This window comes from Cohnella sp. GCM10012308 (genome assembly GCF_042649185.1).
Classification (GTDB): domain Bacteria; phylum Bacillota; class Bacilli; order Paenibacillales; family Paenibacillaceae; genus Cohnella.
Genome location: NZ_JBHRYU010000006.1, coordinates 1 through 20,909, shown reverse-complemented (window position 1 = coordinate 20,909; position 20,909 = coordinate 1). Strand labels below are relative to the sequence as shown.

Below are 20,909 nucleotides of genomic sequence, written 5' to 3'. Positions count from 1 at the left end.
TCCTTCTGATCATTAAATGAACGAATCCACCGTCAGCCTTTAACCGATCCAAGCGTAATTCCTTTTACGAAGTACTTTTGGAAGAAAGGATAAATGAGCAGCAACGGCAGCATGGAAATGAAAATTTTTGCCGCATTCAAGGTCTGGTTCGACATGGTTGCTAGCCGCTTGGCCGATTCCGCATCGATTTTGGCAGGATTAAGCACGATTGTCACTTGACGGATGTACGATTGCAGCGGATAATTTTCGTTTTTCGTCATTAACACAAGCGCCTGGAAAAACTCGTTCCAATGTCCAACGATCGTAAAGACGAGAATCGTCGCCATAACCGGCGTAGATAGCGGCAGGAAAATCCCGAACAGGATGCGCCACGGGCCCGCACCGTCAATCAAAGCGGATTCTTCCATTTCCTTCGGCAGATTCCGGAAGAAGTTCATGACGAGAATGACGTTAAAGACAGGCAGCCCGCCTCCAAGCACCAATCCCCAAATGTTATTGATCATGCCCAGCGATTTCATCGTCATGTACCAAGGCACCAGGCCGCCGCTGAACAGCATGCAAAAGATCAATGTCCACATGAGGATATTTCTAGGCTTGAATTCCTTGGCGGTCTTCGATAGCGGATAGGCCATGAGCAGCACGACGAAGAAAGCAATGATCGCTCCGAGGACGACCCGCTCTACCGAGATGAAGAACGACCTGAAAAACTGTCCGTCCTCGATGATGGTCGCGTACGAATTGAACGTTAAGCCCTTGGGCCAGAAAAACACGTCGCCTCCCGCTACGGCCGCTCTGTCGCTCAGGGATACGGCGAGCGTATACCAGACAGGCAGGATGCATAGAAGCGTTATTACGACCAGCAGAACTTTATTGACTCCGTTAAACAGCCTGGTGACAGCGGAACGATCCTCTACCATTGTGATCACGTCTTTCTGTTAAAAAATTCTGTAGTTCGCAAAACGGTAAGCTAGCGTGTAAGAAACCGAGATGAGAACCAAGCCCACAACCGATTTAAGCAAGCCGACCGCCGTCGCAAGTCCGTATTGCATATCGATGAGACCCGCCCGATAAACCCAGGTATCGATAATATCGCCGGTTGAATATACCGTTGGATTGTACAGATTGAATATTTGATCGAATCCGGCATTTAGAATATTTCCGAGACTAAGCGTACCAAGCAAAACGGCGACCGGTAAAATACTCGGAAGCGTAATACGCGTCAACCGTTTAAACTGGGATGCGCCGTCAATGGCAGCCGCTTCGTACATTTCAGGGTTGATGGAAGTTAAAGCAGCAAAGAAAATGATGGCCGCAAATCCGAATTCCTTCCAAATATCGCTGAAAACAACCATCCAGGGAAATATATTTGGATTCGCGAAAAACAGCATCGGCTCCGCGCCGAACATAGAGAGAACCTGATTAATCGGGCCTGAGTAAGAAAAGATATCCAGCATGATGCCCGCAATAATAACCCAAGACAAAAAGTGAGGCAAGTACACGATCGTTTGAACCGAACGGGTAAACAACCTGTTCTTCACTTCATTTAACATAAGCGCGAAAACTAAAGGAACGATCAGGTTGCCGAGCATTTTAAACAGCGCGATCACGATCGTATTTTTGAATATGACTTTGCTGTCGTCGAGCTGGAACATGTACTCGAAGTTGTCCAGACCGATCCACTCCGACTTGAATATGCCGAGTCCGGGATTAAAGTCCTTGAAGGCCATCAGCACGCCGTACATGGGAAGCAAATTATAAAGCGCGAGCCAAATCAACCCGGGGAGGAGCATCAAGAAATAATGTTTAGAAACGCCTCGGTTAAGCATATCCATTCTCCTTAACAGGATCATCAAGGCGAGTGAAGTTGCCACTCGCCTTGAACATGATCCTTTATTTCAGTTCGTTGACTTCTGCCGTGATTTCGTCTCCGCCCTGCTGCTTCCATTTCGTGACGAAGGTATCGAATTCGTCGACCGGAGCGATTCCCATAATGATTTTCAGGAAGGTCTCGTCCTCCAGCTTCTTCAGGTTGGTCCACTTCGTTTGCATCGTTTTCGTTTGAGCCGTGGCGATACTCTTCACGTAGTTGACGTTTGCATCTACGAACGTGGATCCGCCGTTCAGATGCGCGTAGACGTGCGCGAAGAAGTCCGGATCCGTTTTTTGATCCCAGTACTGAATGTCATAATTGTCGAACGGCTCTTTTTTGATGTTCTTCACGTGCGAGGAAAGCTCGTACGTAAAGCCATAGTTTGCTTTGTCGACTTCCTCAAGCTTCATTTCGCCCGTAAGCACCTTCTGCGTCGTTTTTACGGCGTACTGCAGTTGGTCGCCGAAGCCCATGATCAGGAACAACGGAATTTCCTGGGAGGTCATCTCTTTGCCTACGGCCGTCTTGTAGCTCTCCGGCTTTTCGGATACGTGCAGATTCAGCATTTTGATGATGGCTTCCGGGTGCTCGTATTTCTTGTTCACGACGATGAAGTTGCTGCCCGTCGCCTGGTTGGAGTTGAATACGCCCGCATCGTCAAGCGGAGCGGCATAAGGTCTCCAGTTGGCTTCCGGATTGCTCTTGATCGAATCCTGCAGATCGTACGGCGACCACCAAGGTCCGAAGAAGATGCCCGCTTGCCCGCTCGTCAGCGCTTCTTTCGTGCTCTTTCTCAGGCCGATTTCTTTGTCGAGGATCCCTTTGGCGTACCAGTCGCGCATCAGTGCCAACGATTTCTTGGTCTCGGCCGTCGTCGAGCCGTATACGGCATTGCCGCCCGCATCCTTCACCCAAATGCCCGGGTAGGCGTCGTTCGCGAAGAACAACGGAGAGAAATTCATGAAGTGGTCGCCGGACGACAGGAACGTGGAGTACAACGAACCGCCCTGCTGCGTACCTACGATACCGAGCGTATTTTCTCCGCCCATCTTGTTATCCTTGAAGGCTTTGGCAATATTCTCGAGATCCTGCAGCGTCTTCGGCGCTTCGAGTCCGAGCTTGTCGAGCCAGTCTTTGCGGATCCAGGTCATCGGCGCCGAAGGCAGCGTCGTCTCGGGCAGCGCGTACAGCTTGCCGTCGAACGTCACGCCTTCAAGCAGGCCCGGGTTTGTCTTGTAAATCTGCTTCAACCGTTCTGCGCCGTACTTGTCGTATACTTCCGTCAAGTCGGCCAGTTGTCCGGCCTTCACCATTTGTCTCAGCTGCGTTTCGTTAACAAGCATGGCATCCGGGAGGTTATTGCTTGCGATCGCCAAGCTTACTTTTTGGCCGTAATCGGCAGGAGCTGCTTCCCATTCGTGCTTCACGACGATGTTGTAGGAATCCTTCAGCCAGCGGGTATAGATGTTGTCCTCGGCCGTGTCGTTGCCTTCGTATTTGTAGGTAGGATCGACCCCTCTGCCGAGCGATACCTCGACAGGCTCCGCGAACTTGCCCATCGGATCGACGGCCGCCTCCGATGGTGCGGCGCTGCTCGAGCTGCTGCTTGCCGCAGGGCTCGCGCTGCCGGCTGCGTTGTTGTCCGCGTTGTTGTTGCTTGCGCATGCGCCCAAGCTGAACGCAACGGTCAGACCAACTGCCAAGGTCTTGAAACTCTTATTCATTTTCTTTCCCCCAGATGGTTTATTAACTTCGCATCCTTGCAGATTTATTATAGTTCGTCATGCGCATAGTCCGCGTTAGAAGATCCATGGCAAATGAGGATGACAATCCGATGAAGATGATAAAAACAAAAAATTCGTCCGAAAACTGTCTAACCTGTTTTCGGACGAATATCTACTTGGCTTGCGTTTATGTTTAACTATGCTTGTCGTGCATGCCCGCTTGCCTGTAGTCGCTCGGCAGCACGCCGACATGCTCGCGGAATAATCGGCTGAAATATTTGTCGTCGTTATAACCGACCTGCTCCGCTATCCACTGTATGGTTTTGGTCGTATTCAGCAAGTAATGCTTGGCCCGCTCCATACGGATCTCTCTTAAATAATCGGTGTACGTTTTGCCTACGATCTGCTTGAAGCATTGGCTGAAATAGCTGCTGCTCATATTGACCATCTGCGCCATCTCTCCTGCCGTCAGCGATTGGCTCATCATCGTCTGGGCCAGATTCGTCGCCTTCGCAATGCTGCTCTGAATCTCAAGGGAAAACTGCGGTTTTATATTCGCCTGTCGGATCGCATCTCTTGCGCCGCTCAACCAAGCTTCAAATTGCATAAAATACTGGAACGAATCTTCCATTACAATATGGATCCCCATCGTTTGGCCGTACAGCCTGTTCCATTCGTCCGTCAGCGAGAAAAACAATCGGGTCAATCGAATCGGCGGAAGCTTGAAGGCATTCAGTTCCTGAAGCATTTGTTCGAAAATGCGGTCGTCGTACACCCAATCCGGTGACAACCATTTGCTTTTCAATTCATTCAGATCATGACCGCTATCCTTCCCGATGTTCACGATCTCGTCCCGCCGGATGTCAAGAAGCGTCCGCGCCGGATCATAATCATAGAAAAAGCCGTTCCGGCGGTAAGTCCGAATAAGCTGCACGATCGCCTTGCGGTCCAGTTCCAACAGATCGCGAAAACAGACAAGGGCATGGCCGGCGCTCGATGTCCAGGCGGTAGTGGGCATATCGTTCCAATACCATACCCCCATTTCGACCTCGACGGCGTCTTGGGGCAAGGAGGCGTCCCATTTCGGATCGTCGCTATGATGATTCAGCGTATAAACGACATATACCCGATCGACTTGACTTCTTTCCTTTTGCTGAACCCCTAATTTCTTCTTATCCAATAAAGATGCGATTCTTCCCAGCACGTCCTCGAATTGCTCTTTCTCGAGCTGCGTTTTGGCAATATAGTCGATGGCGCCAAGCCGCAGTGCCTCCTGCACGTATTCGAAATCGGTATGAAGCGTCAACACGACCACTTGAACGTGCTGGTGATGCTTGCTTACTTCTTTCATTAACTCAATGCCGGACATGACCGGCATCGAGAGATCCGTCAGCAGCAAATCCACCTTGTTATTCTCGATAAACTTCAGCGCATTTTCGCCATTATTGGCTTCCCCTACGACTTCCATTCCGAATTCCTTCCAAGGCATGAAGTTGACCAGACCGATACGAACCATTTTTTCATCGTCGACAACCAGGACGCGAATCATGATTTTTGTTCACCTCTATATACAGGCAGGCTTAAGGAAACGGTCGTACCGCTGCCAATCTCGCTTTTTATCGTAAACTTCGCAAGGTCTCCATAGTTTGACTCCAGTATCCGGATTACGTACTTCATGCCGATTCCCATTCCTACCTTCTGGCCGTCCGGAGGATCGTCATTCAGGAGCTGCCGGATTTTTTCCGGTGTCATCCCGATCCCGTTATCCTGCACTTTAATTTCCAGCTCTTCATTTAACCGAATATCGACATGAACGTAACCGTCATCGCTGACGCCATGATAAAGCGCATTTTCCACCAACGGCTGAAGGATGAACCGCGGGATTTCCAGCTGCATCGCCTCCTCGTCCACGTCGATATCGACATCGAACTGGAAGTCGTATCTGATTTTCTGAAGCTGCAAATATTCCTTCAACGCTTCGATCTCGCCCTGAATCGTCGTTCCCCCGCCCATTTTCCCCAAATTATATTGCAGCAGTTTATTGAGAGAGAGCGTCAGCTTGTCGATTTCCTCCTGCCCGTTCATCATCGCCAGCCAATGCACGGTATCGAGCGTATTCATCAGAAAATGCGGATTAATCTGATACAATAGTTTTTCTACCTCTAAATCCGCCCTTCTCTTTTCTTTTTGTTCAATTTCCCCGTACAGCTCCCATACTTTCTTCTTCATCACGCGAATCTTAAAGAGGAGATAATCGAATTCGGGTATATTCGTTAATTCGGTATTATCCTTGGCATTGGATTGAACCAGATTTTTAATTTCCATGTTAAATCGCTCGAGCGGCTTGTAGACCATTCTCGATAAAAATATGGCGAGACCGATCGCGGCCAATTCAAATAACAAGAAATATAACGCGATTTGCATAAACCATTGATTTTTCTCCCGATTCAATTCCTTTTCGGGCACGATCGACACGAGACTCCAGCCTTGATTGCTCGTTTCTTTATGCCAAACGGATTGCCCGTATATGCCGGACGTTACTTTTTTGTCGCCGCCGGGAAATAAGCTGTTCAGAGGAAAATGCGCTTCATCCTGGGTGTACGTAATTCTGCCTTCATTGTTGAGAATGAGGAGATTGCGCGATCTGCTGTCCGAGGATTTGGATTCCAATAGCTTCTGAGCGATATTAAAGCCTGTCTCCACATACAAGTGTATGTCCTGATTGGCCACGTTTACCTTGCGCATAATGCTGAAAACCAATTGGTTCGACGATCTATTATAGCTTTTATGCGGACCGAAATAAGTAATCTCCGGATAGCTTTCCATAATTGGAAGTAACTTTGGGTCAAAGGTTTCTCTGACCATGAAATTTTCAAAATCGTATTCGCCTGTATCTTGATTGTAATACAACGTCAAGCCGACATTAGGGTTTGAAAAGGTAACGACGTTCAGCTCGTATTTCATCTCGTTGCGAAGTCTAATAATCTCGAATCGGCTCGTCTCCTCCTGCAGCTGCTCTAAGATCTTGTTCGTCCCACCTCCGAAAGCGAGCTGCTGTGACACATGATTCAGGTTATTTAAAGTATTGTCCAAAATCAGCAAATCTTGCTTGAGATTGCTCTGAAGAGAGGTCCCGACTTTATTGGCGAGGATCGAGTTGATGGTAAAGAGCGAAGCCAATCCCAGACATACGAAGGGGATCAAAACGATCAGGAAAAATATTGAAATAATCCGGTGCTTGAACGTGAATTGCCGAAACCGCTTGGATATAAAACCTAATTTCACTAGCTTCCCTCCCGATCTCACCTTATATTATCACGGATTTCGCTCATCGCTTACATCTAGATAAGCAAGCCATAAACCCCGTACCTTTCGGCATAGGGTTTATGGCTGCAATCATTAGATATTCAAAAGGGTGTAGACGATCTGCGCGGCTTCTGCCCGCGTCAGGGAAGTCTGCGGCATGAAGACATTTGCGCCCTTGCCTTTCAAGAGACCCAGCGCGCTCGCCTGCGACACGGCATCCCGAGCCCATGCGCTGATGTTTGCCTGATCCGAGAATGCGGCGCCTGCCGCCGGTACGCCGCGATTCCCGCTTCGGAACGCATAGGCGCGCATCAACATCACTGCAGCTTCTTGCCTGGTAATCGTCTTGGCCGGTTCAAACGTTTGCGGGTCGCGGCCGGTTACGATTCCCGCTTCATATACGGCCGTCACCGCTTCCGCATACCATGCGTCGCCCTTGACATCCTTGAACGGATTCGTGCCCGTCGATTGGAGACCAAGCGATCTGGTCAGCAGCGCCGCGAATTCCGCTCTCGACACGGAACGATTCGGCGAGAATTCCGTGTCCGTCGTTCCATTTACGATTTGCTTCGCGGCAAGCGACTTGATGGCCGGAGAAGCCCAGTTCGATTCGCTTACGTCGTTGAAGCTCTTATTGACTTCCAATACGGCATACGTGCTGAAATGACGAACCTGCGCGGAAATGACATTGTTGTCGATCGAACCGCCCGCATACTGAAGCTGATTTTGATCGCCGATGAAGTACACGCCCGTCAGATCCTTGTTGAACGCTCCCTCCAGCGCAAACCGAAGCGTGAGCGGCTTAGCGAATTCGCCGATCTTTTTCGCTTCGTTGCCCTCGGTAACGATGGACAGCGAGAAATCGTACATTTGTCCGACTACTTTTACGGAATTCCGATTCAGTAGTCCGGCATTTTGGAGTTCCTCCGCTTTCGATTGCGAGACAGGAACGACCTGCAGCGAAATTTTCGTTTTGTCCGTCGGCTGGCCTGCCGCGCTCAATTGCGCTGCGCGGAGAACTTCTGCAGGGAGCTCAATGGAGATGGCATTAAACTGGATCCGGATCGGCTTGCTGCCGGTCAGGTCGGCAGCCTGGATCGGAAGCAGAACCTGCGTCGCATCCTTTGCTACGCTCAGAACCTGATCTCCGCTTAACCGCTTCAGATCTTCGTCATTAAAGGTCGTAACGACTTGGTTGTCGCCGGCCGGTGTCGGTGTCGGAGTCGGTGGTGTCGGTGTCGGATCAGGTGTGATGACCGGACCTTGCGTATTGACGGCCTTTTTAAACGTATCCGCCGCCGATGCCAGCGCTGTCAGCGCATCGTCCAATTGCTGCGCTGTAACCGTCCGGTCGCCGTATACCGTTTCGGCCGAGGCGATGGCCGTTTGCAGCGGAGCCTTGGAGCCCGTCGGATATTGTCCCGGGCTTGCGCCCTCGACTGCCCCGTCCAGCAAGGCTTGCGCTGCGTCGATCGCTTGGCGGAGCGCCGACCGGTCTTCGATCGTCATCGACTTGACGACGACCGTGAAGATTTTCTTATCGGTCGCTTCTCCCTTCGTTACGGTTGCGGTCAAGGTCACTGTCGCGTCTTCCTGGCCAACGGCCGGACGAACGACTTCACCCTCCGCACTAACGACTTTAGGCTTGTCGCTGGACCAGGAGATGGCGGCGCCGCCAACTCCCGAAGTCGGCAGCGTCACGTTACCCGTGACGAGCGCCGCATCGTTGCCCTCGGCGTAGCCCACTTCGAGAGCCGCGACGGCAGCCGATACCGCTTCTGCGTCCAGGTCTCCCTGGAGAACCCAGTGCGCGTTAAGGCTCGTGACGGACGCGGTCGACCAGTTGCCCTCGAACACGCGGACGCCGCTGCTGTTGTAATACTGCTGGCCTTTTCCGTCCGTGTTTTCATAGTAGCCTCTGAACACGTAGCCGGCTCTTTCCGGCGGGGCGATGCCGATCGGCAGCTTGCCGCCGTGAGAAACCGATACGCTTGCCGTACCGCCCGATCCGCTCTGCGGATCCAGCGCAACATGGTAGCTGTTCGCCGCGAAGCGGGCGTATAGCGTCAGATCGCCTACGGAGCCTTCAGCGATGCTGTTGAGCTTGGAGCTCGGCTTGAATTGCGGATCGGTGAACCAGCCGATGAAGGAATAGCCTTCCTTCGGGCTCGGCGCGATCAGGTCGAGCGCCGGCGTTACGATCGTATAGACGGCCGGCTCGGTGCCCGGCATGACTGCGGATGCTGCGCCGTCCTTATAAGCGATAGCGTAGGATATCAGGTTCCACTTGGCGTAAAGCGTCGTCGACGCCGCCACCGTATCCGTGCCGAAGTTCCATGCGTTCTTGAACTCCGAGTCTTTGTACCAGCCGCCGAACGTATAACCGTTTCTGACCGGCGGTTGCGGCGCTGCAATCTTGGTGCCGTATACGACGTTGGCAACGGACATGACCGGGCTACCGCCCTGGGCATTGAAATCGACCAAGGCTTTGTCCGCATCCAGCTTGATCCATCCGGCGTAAAGGGTCATCGCATATATGTTATCTTCGCCGAGGGTGTTGACCACCGGCTTATCGAAATCGTAGACCTGCGTCATCGCCGCATCGGTGTACCATTTCCCGTCGAACAGATAACCGCTGCGCGTAGGATCGGTCGCCGGCCGGGTCGCTTTTGCGCCGTCCCGGACGTATTGATTGGCGACCGCGCTGCCGCCCGACGTGTCGAACATCACGCCGTTGCGTCCCGGCGGGAAGATGCCGCTGGCTGCGTAGCCGATATTGTTGCCTGCGGCAAACGCCGTGTCCCAGTTGGCGCGTGCGTTATTGCCGGTATCGGACGAGCCGTTGATGTTAAAGTTCGATGCATTGGTTCCATAAAAATACAATTGCTCATTATTGAGCATGGAAGCGGTAATCGCCGGTTGATTGGATTGCTGTTGAACGTCCGCATTGGTGCGGGTGTTGAAGATAATTCCCCCGACGGCAGCCCGCGGCATCTTAATCATGTACCAATGGGTGTCGACGCCGTTGAATTTCATTCTCGTCATCGTGCCGCCCGGCCATCCGCCGAACAGCTCGGGGTTGAACGTGTAAGCTCGCACGCCGTAGGTGAAGCCGGCCCAAGCCTGGTAATTCGCATTGCGGTTGATGGAGAAATAAACGTTAACGTGCGTCGGCTCCGCGATCGGCGGTTCGACCGCTTTTTCGGGCTCGACCCTCGTATAAGTAAATTCCCCGGAAATCCAGTTCCCGCCGGCTGCCCGGCCCATCAAGGTTACAGTGATAGGATCGTTATAATTGCCGCTCACGGTGATAGTGTCGTCGTTGGCAAAGCTCGCAGCGACGCCGTTGTTGACGGCATACATGGCATCGGTCACATTAACCGCCGACAGCCTGAGCTTCAATTGATTGCCCGTAAAGCTGTTGCCTGCGATTACGTCGTCATCGCTCGGCAAGGCGGCCAAAATGGCGGGCGTTGCGTTCTCCCTGTCCATGAGGACCACGAGGCCCGGGTTAGGATTGGTGTCGGTATTCGATGCTTTGGCAGGGTTGCCGGGAAGAGTCCCGCTGATTCTGCCGTTCGCTACAGTGAACACGTTGCTTGGGTTCAGTACGTTCACATAGGAGCCGTCCTTCAGGAACTTCACCGGCACGCTGCCCAGTACGCGGTCGGTCTTGCTGGTGTTGACCAGCACCGCGCCGCCGCCGGCTTCGGTCGTGCCGCGCTCGATCATGACGGCATTGTTGCCGAGACTTACCAGATTCTCGTCGCGTCCAGCCATCGCGTTGTGGAACTTGTTGACGGCCACGACCTCGGGATGCGTCCATTGAGGCTTGCTGTTGGCGACGTTGTCCGCGGTCCGCACGCTGCCTCGCTGCGTACCGTCGGCGTTGACATTACGGGCGAAGAAGAGGGGCGAAGCGTCCTTCCGGGCGGCGATCATCGCCCAGCCCTGTCTGATCTGCTTCGGGCTGAAGCTCAGGGACTCCCCTTCGTTGTTGTAGGTATCGTGGGATTCTACCCAAGGCACCAGCCGGTCGGCCGTCAGGCCCTCGGCGCCGTAATCCGCCCACTTGTCTAGACGACCGATGTCCCCTACCTCGAGGACGCCGCGTACATCATGTCCGTACTTGGAAGCGGTCAGGTCGATATACTTGGCATAGCCTTGCATCCTGTCCATGTTGGGGTCTCCCCCTTGCAGCACCTCGCCGTACTGGAAGTTGACCTTGCCCTTCTCCTCCAGGTACGCCTTGGCGGCGCCGGTCACGTTTTTCACGTAATCGCTGGCGAACTTCCCGTCGGCATATTTCGGATTCGCGGCGCCTGCGGCGATGCTCGCCGGGGAGGGCGCGTCGTCGTCCAGCTCGATGTGCTTGATGGCGTCATAGCGGAAGCCGCTCGCGCCAGCGTCGATGATATCCTTCAAATACGCGATGTAGGAATCTTGAACGAACTTGGAGTGCGTGTCCAGATCCCTCAGCCCGCTGATCATCTCCGGTTGGGTCAGAAGAAAACGGTCATTATACCCTACGTTGCCGGTCACATTGTGGAAATACGTGCTGTCGTTCCACGGGGCATCCGAATTAGCGGCGGCGCCCATGTGGTTCGCGATCACGTCGACGATGACCTTGATGCCGAGCGCGTTGGCTGCAGTGGTCAGGCTGACGAACGCGTCCCTGTCGCCGAACTTGTTGCCGTTGCCGCCGGCGACCATGTTGCGGGGCGTATAAGAAGAAGCCCAGCCGGCCCCCCCGGAGGAGCTGCCCATGATCGGCGACGTCTGGATCGCCGTGTACCCTGCGTCGGCAATCGCCTGCAGGTTTTCCTGTATGACGCTTAAATTCCAGTCAAAGGCATGCAAAATAACGCCGTCCCGAATGCGTTCCGGCGTGGCGTTGCCCGTTGCGGCGGCCGCCTCCGCGACCGGCGCTTCTATCGGCTCGTCTGCGTAAACCGGATTTGAAGCCGTGACAAACGGGAACGAAACGACTGCCATGCACCAGATCAGCACATGTGCCAAAACCTTATTCCATTTCCTGCTCAAGTTAATTCCCCTTCCAATCTTTTTATATTGCCACGTAAATATATCACCTCCGTTTTTTTTTCGAGGTAGATATCGATTGCGAATGTGGACGAATATTAAGCGATTACAATAAATCCATGCGAAATGTTTCTATCCTTTTTTCGTCGGAATGCCTAACCTTGATCTAAAATGCCGAAACCGCCTAAAAACAGGGAGCAGCGCCGCGAAGGCCTGCTCCCTGTTCAAATGGAAGTAGATTTTCTTTAGATTAAAATTCTACTGGACTCGCAACCTGCAGCAAGCTTCGCGCGAGCGCCTTACTGCTGAACGAAGAACCATTGCTCCGAAGACCATGACGTATCGGACGGGACGGTCGTTCGATCGCAGGTAACGTATCCGAGCTGCGTCTCATTATTGATATAACTGTTGTTCGAGGCGCTCTTGATCGATTTGGCCGTCGTCGTCGCGGATGAGCTCGCAATCGTCCAGTGGCTCGTGGCGTCGCTTGCTGCAATCGCCGTGCTCTCTACGTTGGTCGCTCCGTTTTTGATATTGATATACTCTCCCGTTGCTTTGTTGCGAATCCGCGTATAGCTGCCGTAGGTTTCCAGGCTCCATAAGTACGAATCTCCGGTCCCGCTGCCGTAATTGACCCGAGTGCCGCCGTCATAAAGGAATTGGGTGTCCTTCCAACGGTTCTGAATACGGTAATAAGTCAACGGCGCACCGGTCGTCGTCGGCGACAATACAGCATCGCCGAAGTTGACCGTATTCGTCCAATTGTCGATCGTACCGTTCCATACGAGCTGGCTGTCGCGGGTGCCGCCGTTGTCGTCATCGTTAATGCCGATATCGAGGCCGATCGTCGCACCGCTGGATGGCGTAATGCCCAGATTGCTCCAAGGGATCGCCAATTCCACGCTGTAGCCGCCAGCGATCGCAGTCCAGCCGTGCAGCACGCCGGACGTATTGCCGTTCTTTTCGAACAAGGCAGCGTTGTTGTACCCTTTGATAAACTGTCGGTCGTTGGCGTCGTACGTCGTAGCGTGGTTGTTGCCGGGATCGACGTAAATTTCCACCGAATCGTCTTCCCAGCCGTTGGCCGAATCCTTGTACAGGTTCCCGTCGAGCACTTTGACGCCGACATACAAGTAGTTGCTGTTCCACATGACGTCATAAGTAACCGTGTTGTTCGGCGTGCCGCTCACGACTTTGTTGACGCCCGTATCTACCGTCCAGCCCGACTCGCTGAGACTGCCGTCCACCGTAATCGGGCCGGTAATGTTCAATGCCGTTGTCGTCCCCGAAGTTGGATTGTTCGCGATCAGATTGACGACCGTGGCATGCGCAGGCTTCAACGTACCGTTATAGCGTACAATACCAAAGAAATCTTCCGGATTGGAGACGTTCGTACCCAGATCCTTATACGAATACATGAAGTACGGCCCGCCCGCAAAAGAAAACGACTTCCAAGTGTTATATGCGCTTGCGATATATTGGGCTTGCTGCGCTTCCGTGACGCCATTCGTCGTGCTCGTCGGAAATCCGTTCTCCGTCACCCACAGCTTTTTGCTGCCGTCTCCGTTTGCGACCATAACGTTGTACAACTCGGGCGTCTTCAGCAGCCAGTTCCAACTCGTCATGACTGTAGGGTCGTTCGGCCAAGTATACGGATGCACGCCTAAAGCGTCGAAGTAGTTCTTCCCTCCGTTCGCGTATATGCCCGTGACATAGTCCAGCATCGACCAGTCCACACCGTTCGTCGCGGCCGGCGATAATCCTGTCGATACGACGGTGACGCTCGCCCCCAATTGCGTCGCGGCTTGCCGAATGCCGTTTGCGCCTGGTATCAGTATTTTATTAACGTAGTTCGCCGGGGAAAAGCCTTGAATGTTCGCCTCGTTCCACATTTCGTATTCCGTGATGCCTTTCGGAATATACCGAAGCCCAAGATTATATACAAAGTTCTGGAAGTTGGTCGCGCTCATTGTGGCTGGCGTGCCCGCCCAACCGGGAAGATGGGAGATAACGGGTAGGATTTTGAAGCCCTTGGCAATCGCCGCATTGACGACGCGGTCCGTCTGCGACCAGTCATACGATGCGGATCCGCCCGACTGTATGAACCCCCAGCTGAAATCGAAGCGAACGTACTTTGCGCCGGTAGCCGCCATGCCATCCAGCCAGGCGTTCATATCGGTATCGCTCATCGTTAAGATGGAATAACCGGTTGCGAATCCGAAGTTGCCGTTCGTGGGCGCGGCGTTCGCGCCATTCGGAGCGATCGACAAGAACGGCAAACAGAGCATGAATGCGAGTAACCAGACCGAAAGACGTTTAAACATAAGTTCAGCTCCTTTTGCTTTTTTGAAAGCGTTATCAAAAATACGGTGACTTAAAGCAAGGACGCAGCTGTAACTCCTACATCAACGTAATCGAATAGGCTCGCCTCCCGCAGTAAAAGGATAGAACTTGCTTGCCGCAATGTTGCGCGGATGTCGCCATGCACGCTCAGTTTAACAAGGCGGATTAGATATGGCGATGACGGATCCTCATGTCGTAATGATGCATCCACCAGAAAATGAGTTAAAAGCGAGTGCCAAGAGCGCTCTTCTTTTTACGAATTCGTTCTGGTCTTCATAATACATAAAAAAAATAACCCTAAAGAGTCACGGAATGTGGCTTCTGTAGGGTCCCTCTATCCTTTAAACCATCCTCTGGCGCTGCGCCTCGAACAGCAGCACCGTGGCGGCCATCGCGACGTTCAGCGACTCGGCATATCCGGTCATCGGGATGATGATCGGCCGATCGATGAGGGCCTGTGCGTGTGCGGACAGCCCCGCGCCTTCGTTGCCGAATAGCAGCCAGACATCGCCGCCGGTCAAGTCGATCTCGTAGCAGGACAGCTCCGCCTGCAGGCTCGTTCCGTACAAGACCGCGCCCTGCCGCTTCGCTTCGGGCAGGAGCTCGCTCAGATCGGCCTCGATCGCCGGCACGCGGAAGAGCGCGCCCATCGTGGCACGCAGCGTCTTGGCGTTGTACAGGTCGGCCGTGCCTTTGCCGAGTACGACGGCCGCAGCGCCGCTGGCCGCAGCGCAGCGCACGATCGTGCCGACATTGCCCGGGTCCTGCACGCCGTCGAGCACGACGACGGGGCCGCGACTGCGCACAGCGCCAAGAGCGCCGGCGTCCTTTCCCGAGCCGCCGCCGAACAATTCGTCCCGGCCGACGCTTCGCTTTAGCGCCACCGCGAATACCGGCTGCGGCGTCTCGGTCTCGCTGCACTTGGCGATAATGTCCGGCGAGACCGGGATCCACGCCGTCTCAGCGGCCTGCCCGACTCCCGATCCGCCGCGCTCCGCGTGAGGCAGCAGCTCCTCAGGCAAGCCGAAGCCCTCGTCGAAGACGACCGCCTCGAGCGGCCATCCCGCTTCGAGCGCTTCCTTGACCAGGTGGACGCCCTCGAGCTTGAAGCGTCCGCTCTGCTGCCGGTATTTGCGCTCGGACAGCTTGGCCCATCCCTTTACGCGAGGATTGGCGACGGAGGAGATCGCTTGCTCAAAGGCTGGCATAGGCTTGCTCCAATTGGGTCAGTTGACCGTTGTTGCCGACGATGACGAGCACGTCGGTGCGCTGCAGCGGCTTGTCGGCTCGCGGCGTCACGTCCATTTTTTCCCCGCCGTGCTTGATCGCCATGACGTTGCATCCGTATTTTACGCGAAAATCAAGCTCTCTAAGCGTCTTGCCCGCCATATTCGAAGGGACCTGCAGCTCAACGATGCTATAGTCCGGGGAAAGCTCGATATGCTCGATAATGTTGGGCGAGATCAGATGGTGCGCGACCCGCAGTCCCATGTCCCGTTCGGGGAACACGACTTTGTCGGCGCCGATCTTGTTCAGCACCTTGCCGTGAAGCTCGTTCTGCGCCTTGACGATAATGCGGGGCACGCCCAGGTCCTTGAGGACCAGCGTCGTCAGAATGCTCGCCTGGATGTCTTGGCCGATCGCGACAACCACGACGTCCAGATTGCGGATGCCGAGCGCCTTCAGCGCTTCCTCGTCCGTCGAATCCGCCGAGACGGCGTGGGTGACCACGTTCGCCATTTCCTGCACGCGCTCTTGATTCTCGTCGACCGCGAGCACTTCGTAACCCATTTTCGCCAGATACTGCGCGACGCTTGAGCCGAAGCGCCCGAGACCGATGACGGCGAATTGCTTTTTGCCCTTGGCCATGCCGAAGGTTCCTCCTCGTTCTTGCCTTGCCGGCTTCGCTTTTCGTGTTTTCCATTATAACACGGACCCGCGCGCCGGATAACAGCCCCTCGGCTCGGAGACGCTATAATTCGCGGCGGATTCGGCTATGCCCCGGTCTGCGGACGACCGCTTCGAGGAGGATCAGAACCGTGAACGTCACCCTGCGAGAAGCCATTTTCCAACGCGTCGAAGGCAAGAGCAAGGCCGAGCTGAGAGCCACGATCGAGGATTCGATCGGCAATGCCGAGGTGACGCTGCCCGGTATCGGCGTGCTTTTCGAGATGATCTGGACGCATAGCACCGAGGAAATACGCGAGCAGCTTGTCGACACCCTGCATGCCCAGCTAGCGACGAGAACGGGAGCGGCGAATACCGCCACCGCCCCCACGACCTGATTCACGACCTGATTACTTACATGCGAAAATCCCGCGTCTGCGAAACGATCGTCCCTTCGACGATCGTATCCGTAACGACAGGCACGGCGCCGATCGTCCTGACGACGAGCAGGTCCGCAAGCTTGCCCGGCTCGATCGAACCCGCGCTTGCCGCTTGACCTAGCGCCGTCGCCGGCTCGAGCGATGCCATCCGCACGGCTTGATGGAGCGGAATGCCGTCCGCATACATGCCGAATAACGATTGAAGCAGCGACGCCGGATGATAATCCGAGCAAACGATGCCGGCGACGCCCGCCCTGACGGCTTCCATGGCCGTCAGGTTTTTGTCGTGCGAGCCGCCTCGCACGATGTTCGGAGCGCCTACGCATATTTTCATCCCTTGTCCGGAAGCGTATGCGGCCGTCTCAAGATTCAGCGGAAATTCGCTGATCGATGCGCCGAGAGCCATCGAGCGGTCCACCTGGTCCGGCGTATCGTCATCGTGGGAAGCCACCGCGATGCCGTGTTGCCTAGCAAGCCCGGTAAGCTGTCGCAGATTATCCCAATCGATCAGCGCCCGGCGCGACTGCAGCTCCTCGACGATCCGCTCGCATTCCTCCGCGTCGACGCCCTGATTTTTCATCACATAACGATGGAAGGCGCCCGGACGGCGGTATTGTCCCTGACCCGGCGCATGATCCATCAACGACAAATAATCGATCTGCCCCTCGCGAATGAGGCGTTCCGCCAGCGGAAAGCCGGTCAGATGGGATACTTCGTAACGCAGATGGACGCGATGGCGTATCATCGACCGCTGCGCGCTGAGCCGCCGGATCGTGCCGATCATCTCCGACACGAGATGCTCGCCCCGAAGGCTTAGACCCACGCCAAGCGACAGCGAGTGATACATCGTCGTGATGCCATGCCCGGCGAGCTTGCGCTCGAACTGCAAGAAAGCCATCTCCATCGGAAAAAGCGTGTTCGGCCGCGGCTCCGTTTCCTTTTCGATCGCATCGCAATGAATATCGACCAGACCCGGCAGGACATAAGCGCCCTCCGCATCGATCGTCGTCACGTCTCCGCCGGCGCCGCTTGCGCCGCTGCGCCCGATCCGGGCGATTCGTCCGTTCTCGACGAAAATATCGGCTTGCTCCACGCTCCCGGGCAGCACGACTTTACCATTACGAATCCACAGCTTTTCTCCCATTGCTCCGCTCTCCCCCGACTACTCCTTATACGATAAGGATAGTATTTCACATACGCCCTCAGGTGAGCAACTTTGAGCGTTGGGGGCATCGAACCTGGGTCCGGTGGTCAGTCCAATTCGGCCCGGGAGAATAAGTCCCGGATCAGTGCGTCGTCCTCGCAGGCTGCCTTGAAGGCGCGGGCGAAGCGGACGACCGCTTCCCGGTCGCCGGAATAAGCGCTGAACATGTCAGCCTCGGGATCGAACCGGACGACGCCGGACAACTCGGGCATCCGCTCCTCCAGGAACACGGCTGCCAGCGAACCCCAATCGTAGCCGCTTCCTTCGAAGCCTTCGTCCTCGCGCGTGCGGAACAGCTCCTGCTTGTAAATGCCGGCGCTCAATATGACGGAGGCGCTGTCGCCGTACCGAACGAGCTTAAATGGTGCCAGCTCCTCGTCCAGCTCGCGCTCCTCTTCGCCGCTACGTCCGGCCGCCGCGGCTTCGTTTCTCAACTCCGCGATCACTTGCGCCGCCGCTTCGTCGGTGAACCGCAACCCGCCGTTATCCGGCTCGATCATTCCCTTACGTATCCGGTCTTCCAGCCAATCCGACACAAAATCCGGCGCATAGCCGTTCGTGGAAAATCCTTCGCCGAACACGAGCATGTCCGGATAACGCTTCAGATAAGCTTCCTGGTCTGTTTGCGGATACGCCTTGGTATACAGCCAGAACTGCACGTCGTACATCAGGTTCGACAGCCTGTCGGCATGGAGGGAAAAGTAGCCTTTTTCTGCCACGATTTTTCTGCCCACGGCCCGGATCAGCGCCTCGATCGCTTCGAATTCCGTTACATTGCCGCACAGCTCCGCCAGCAGCGGCGTAAACTGGCCGTCGGTTACCCGCATCAGATCCTGCTCCGCATCCTCGGCAGAGGTGTCGTACACTTCTTCGTTCACCAGTCCGCGGATAAAGTCCTCGAAGCTCGAAGCAAGGAACGTGATGCGGTAATCCTGCTCCTGATCGACATGGATGACCTGGGGCTCGCCTTGCGGTCCGCAATCGCGGTAATCGAGCATGACAACGTCGTGGCCGGCTGACGGGCAGTCGCACACTACGACGCCGATGTCGGGATACCCCCACTCGCCGATCATGAACGGGCTTCCGAATTCTCCGCTCAGCGAATAGCTTTTGTCCCGCCCGATACCCATGATGGCCGTAATCGCGATATGGTCATCGGCCCATGAAGTCGGCCCTTTCGTCGGAAAGCACGTATTGCGCGGGATGCCGCCGTTTTGCAGCTTCATCAGGTGAATGTATGCGGCCGGCAGCTTGTACCCAAGCTCCTCCTCCACCTCGGCGATCAGTTCGTCCGTCGGCGGATCGGACACGTAGCTCTCGCGCGCATAATCGCTGTCTTCCCAGAAATCCGAAAAGTCCAATTGCTCGAACGGCACTTCCGGATCACTGCCCGCGGACGTCGGCTGCAAGGCGAGCCGCTCGGCTTCCGCGCGGCTCAATCTCAGCAGCTGCAGCGTCAGCTCGTCCGAAGGATCCAGGCGATCCGCCTGCTCGAACGCCGCAATCGCCTCTTCGTACCGATCCAGATAGTAGTAGGAATACCCGGTGCGAAAATGCCACAGCGCGTCTTCGGCGCCTTGATCCGCCAACGACAGCAGCAGCGTCAGCGCCTCCTCGTAGCGATCGAGATTGTTGTAGGCTCTGGCCAGGTGGCTGGTTAGCGCGTAGTCCCGCTCTTCCGGGGGAATTTGCTCGATCCTGTCGACGATATTGCCGTAACTGCTCTTGCGATGCCAGGCATCCAATTGCTCGATCAGGTCTTTGTCCACGGCCTGTGCCCTCCGATTATGTATAGATTTGGATGTTTCAAAACAGAATCAATTGCTTTTACCCAAATTCGGCACGGTTCAACATCTCGATTGGTGCGGAATGCCTGTCGATGACCTCATCCACCAGCCGTTCCGATGGGTTGCGCTATAATCCCGCATTGCTCTTTTTCTATAATTCCTGCAAATATACATCTATTTCCGCCGATATCGGCCCTTTTAATCAGGATAGATGCAAAAGCGCATCTATTTTCCTCCCTCTGCCCCATTTCCAGCTTTTACGTTACATTTACCTGTATATTTGCATGTATTTTATCAAGTGTCGTTGGTTCATAGAAAATACATGTACGGATGGGTAGCGTCAAGAAGTTTGTGTAAGTAAGGCATCTCATCGTTATGCGCATGTAGATGTCGAGAAGTTGGGGGACGCAGCTCAAGCGAAGGCGCGGGAGTTCTATTCCGCTTTTTCCATTGCATGAGCAGGGTATCGTTCCTCAAACATCTCAGCGAGTTTTTTCTTTACAACAGGATCGCCAAAGCCGCGGATGACGCGGTTCTCGAAGCGTTCGTTGTAGTCCACGGCTTCGAGATAAACAATCTTTTCGGCAGCGTCCATGTTGGTCAGGCTGTTCATCGGTTTCAGACGTTTTCGGATTTCTTTGTTCATCCGCTCGATTGGATTGGAGGTGTAGATGGCGTCCTTGATTAAAGGCGGATATTTGTAGAACGTAAGCAGCGTCGGCAGCTGCTCCTTCCACGCTTTCATTTCTTTGGGGTACAACTTTCCCCATTTGGCGGCGACAGTGTCGAAGGCGGCGAGAGCCAAGTCATGGTCCGCAGCCGTGTAGATGGTCTTGAGATCAGCAATCACATCCGCTCGGTGCTGGACGCGGATCTTGGGGAAAGTGGCTCGGACCTTGTGCACGACGCAGTGCTGCACGTCGGCCTTCGGATAGGTCTCGCGGAAGGCCTCCTCGAGCCCTGACAAGCCGTCAAAAACGCCGAGCAGCACCTCGGTGGCGCCGCGGTTGTACAAATCCTTAAGTACCTCGCGCCAGCCGTTTGAGCTCTCCTGGCCACCGACGTAAAAGCCGAGGATTTGACGGCGTCCGTCCTCGTCGACGCCCATAGCAAAGTAGATGACTTCGCCGCTCACGGTGCTGCGTTTGAGCTTGACGTAGAGACCGTCCAAGTAGATAACAGCATAACGCTTTTGCAGTGGACGCTGCTGCCAGGCCTGGATGTCTTCGAGCACGGTTGCCGTAATGTTGCTAATCGTTGTAGGCGAATAATGGCTGCCGAACATACCCTCAATAAAACGAGCCACGT

General features: G+C 54.7%; 13 protein-coding genes. 1 reads left to right on the top strand and 12 read right to left on the bottom strand.

Going from position 1 to position 20,909, the window contains the following annotated elements; translation table 11 throughout:
• Positions 1–32 precede the first annotated feature (32 nt).
• From ACFOTD_RS09545 to ACFOTD_RS09505, 9 genes are all read right to left on the bottom strand, one after another.
• Positions 33–917, bottom strand: coding sequence for a carbohydrate ABC transporter permease (locus tag ACFOTD_RS09545; RefSeq protein ID WP_378118046.1), 885 nt, complete (start codon positions 915–917; stop codon positions 33–35).
• A gap of 18 nt (positions 918–935) precedes the next feature.
• On the bottom strand, positions 936–1,826 hold the full coding sequence (locus ACFOTD_RS09540; protein ID WP_378118044.1) for an ABC transporter permease: 891 nt from the start codon (positions 1,824–1,826) through the stop codon (positions 936–938).
• A gap of 64 nt (positions 1,827–1,890) precedes the next feature.
• Entirely contained in the window at positions 1,891–3,594 is a 1,704-nt protein-coding gene (locus ACFOTD_RS09535) for a type 2 periplasmic-binding domain-containing protein (RefSeq protein ID WP_378118042.1), read from the bottom strand.
• Positions 3,595–3,787: 193 nt separating this feature from the next.
• Positions 3,788–5,143 carry a response regulator transcription factor gene (locus ACFOTD_RS09530; protein ID WP_378118040.1) on the bottom strand — a complete coding sequence of 452 codons (1,356 nt, stop codon included), beginning with the start codon at positions 5,141–5,143 and terminating at the stop codon, positions 3,788–3,790.
• The gene (locus tag ACFOTD_RS09525) at positions 5,140–6,696 is read right to left on the bottom strand and encodes a sensor histidine kinase (RefSeq protein WP_378118038.1); all 1,557 of its coding nucleotides are present in this window, start codon (positions 6,694–6,696) and stop codon (positions 5,140–5,142) included. Before ACFOTD_RS09525 ends, ACFOTD_RS09530 begins: the two co-directional genes overlap by 4 nt.
• 297 nt (positions 6,697–6,993) lie before the next feature.
• Positions 6,994–11,943 (bottom strand): InlB B-repeat-containing protein, encoded by a 4,950-nt coding sequence (locus ACFOTD_RS09520; protein ID WP_378118036.1) that lies wholly within the window; start codon positions 11,941–11,943, stop codon positions 6,994–6,996.
• A 296-nt stretch (positions 11,944–12,239) separates the two neighbouring features.
• Positions 12,240–14,264, bottom strand: coding sequence for a sugar-binding protein (locus ACFOTD_RS09515; protein ID WP_378118034.1), 2,025 nt, complete (start codon positions 14,262–14,264; stop codon positions 12,240–12,242).
• Positions 14,265–14,624: 360 nt separating this feature from the next.
• Positions 14,625–15,491, bottom strand: coding sequence for a TrmH family RNA methyltransferase (locus tag ACFOTD_RS09510; protein WP_378118032.1), 867 nt, complete (start codon positions 15,489–15,491; stop codon positions 14,625–14,627).
• Positions 15,478–16,152, bottom strand: coding sequence for a potassium channel family protein (locus ACFOTD_RS09505; RefSeq protein WP_378118030.1), 675 nt, complete (start codon positions 16,150–16,152; stop codon positions 15,478–15,480). The genes ACFOTD_RS09510 and ACFOTD_RS09505 overlap by 14 nt, the downstream gene beginning before the upstream one ends.
• A gap of 170 nt (positions 16,153–16,322) precedes the next feature.
• Between ACFOTD_RS09505 and sspI the strand changes: the two genes are divergently transcribed.
• Positions 16,323–16,568: a small acid-soluble spore protein SspI gene (sspI, locus tag ACFOTD_RS09500; protein WP_378118028.1), complete on the top strand. Its 246-nt coding sequence runs from the start codon at positions 16,323–16,325 to the stop codon at positions 16,566–16,568.
• A 16-nt stretch (positions 16,569–16,584) separates the two neighbouring features.
• Here the strand turns inward: sspI and ACFOTD_RS09495 are convergent, their stop codons facing one another.
• The 3 genes from ACFOTD_RS09495 to ACFOTD_RS09485 form a co-directional block, all read right to left on the bottom strand.
• Complete coding sequence (locus ACFOTD_RS09495) at positions 16,585–17,754, bottom strand: alpha-D-ribose 1-methylphosphonate 5-triphosphate diphosphatase (protein WP_378118026.1); 1,170 nt, start codon at positions 17,752–17,754, stop codon at positions 16,585–16,587.
• A gap of 107 nt (positions 17,755–17,861) precedes the next feature.
• Positions 17,862–19,583: an Imm51 family immunity protein gene (locus ACFOTD_RS09490; RefSeq protein ID WP_378118024.1), complete on the bottom strand. Its 1,722-nt coding sequence runs from the start codon at positions 19,581–19,583 to the stop codon at positions 17,862–17,864.
• A 451-nt stretch (positions 19,584–20,034) separates the two neighbouring features.
• Positions 20,035–20,909: IS256 family transposase (locus ACFOTD_RS09485; RefSeq protein ID WP_378118022.1), on the bottom strand; the 875-nt coding region annotated here is incomplete at its 5' end.

Coding starts and splice junctions, on each gene's coding strand:
- ACFOTD_RS09545 (WP_378118046.1), bottom strand. CDS start 917: ATGGTAGAGGATCGTTCCGCTGTCACCAGGCTGTTTAACGGAGTCAAT.
- ACFOTD_RS09510 (WP_378118032.1), bottom strand. CDS start 15,491: ATGCCAGCCTTTGAGCAAGCGATCTCCTCCGTCGCCAATCCTCGCGTA.
- ACFOTD_RS09530 (WP_378118040.1), bottom strand. CDS start 5,143: ATGATTCGCGTCCTGGTTGTCGACGATGAAAAAATGGTTCGTATCGGT.
- ACFOTD_RS09505 (WP_378118030.1), bottom strand. CDS start 16,152: ATGGCCAAGGGCAAAAAGCAATTCGCCGTCATCGGTCTCGGGCGCTTC.
- ACFOTD_RS09535 (WP_378118042.1), bottom strand. CDS start 3,594: ATGAATAAGAGTTTCAAGACCTTGGCAGTTGGTCTGACCGTTGCGTTC.
- ACFOTD_RS09495 (WP_378118026.1), bottom strand. CDS start 17,754: ATGGGAGAAAAGCTGTGGATTCGTAATGGTAAAGTCGTGCTGCCCGGG.
- ACFOTD_RS09540 (WP_378118044.1), bottom strand. CDS start 1,826: ATGCTTAACCGAGGCGTTTCTAAACATTATTTCTTGATGCTCCTCCCC.
- ACFOTD_RS09515 (WP_378118034.1), bottom strand. CDS start 14,264: ATGTTTAAACGTCTTTCGGTCTGGTTACTCGCATTCATGCTCTGTTTG.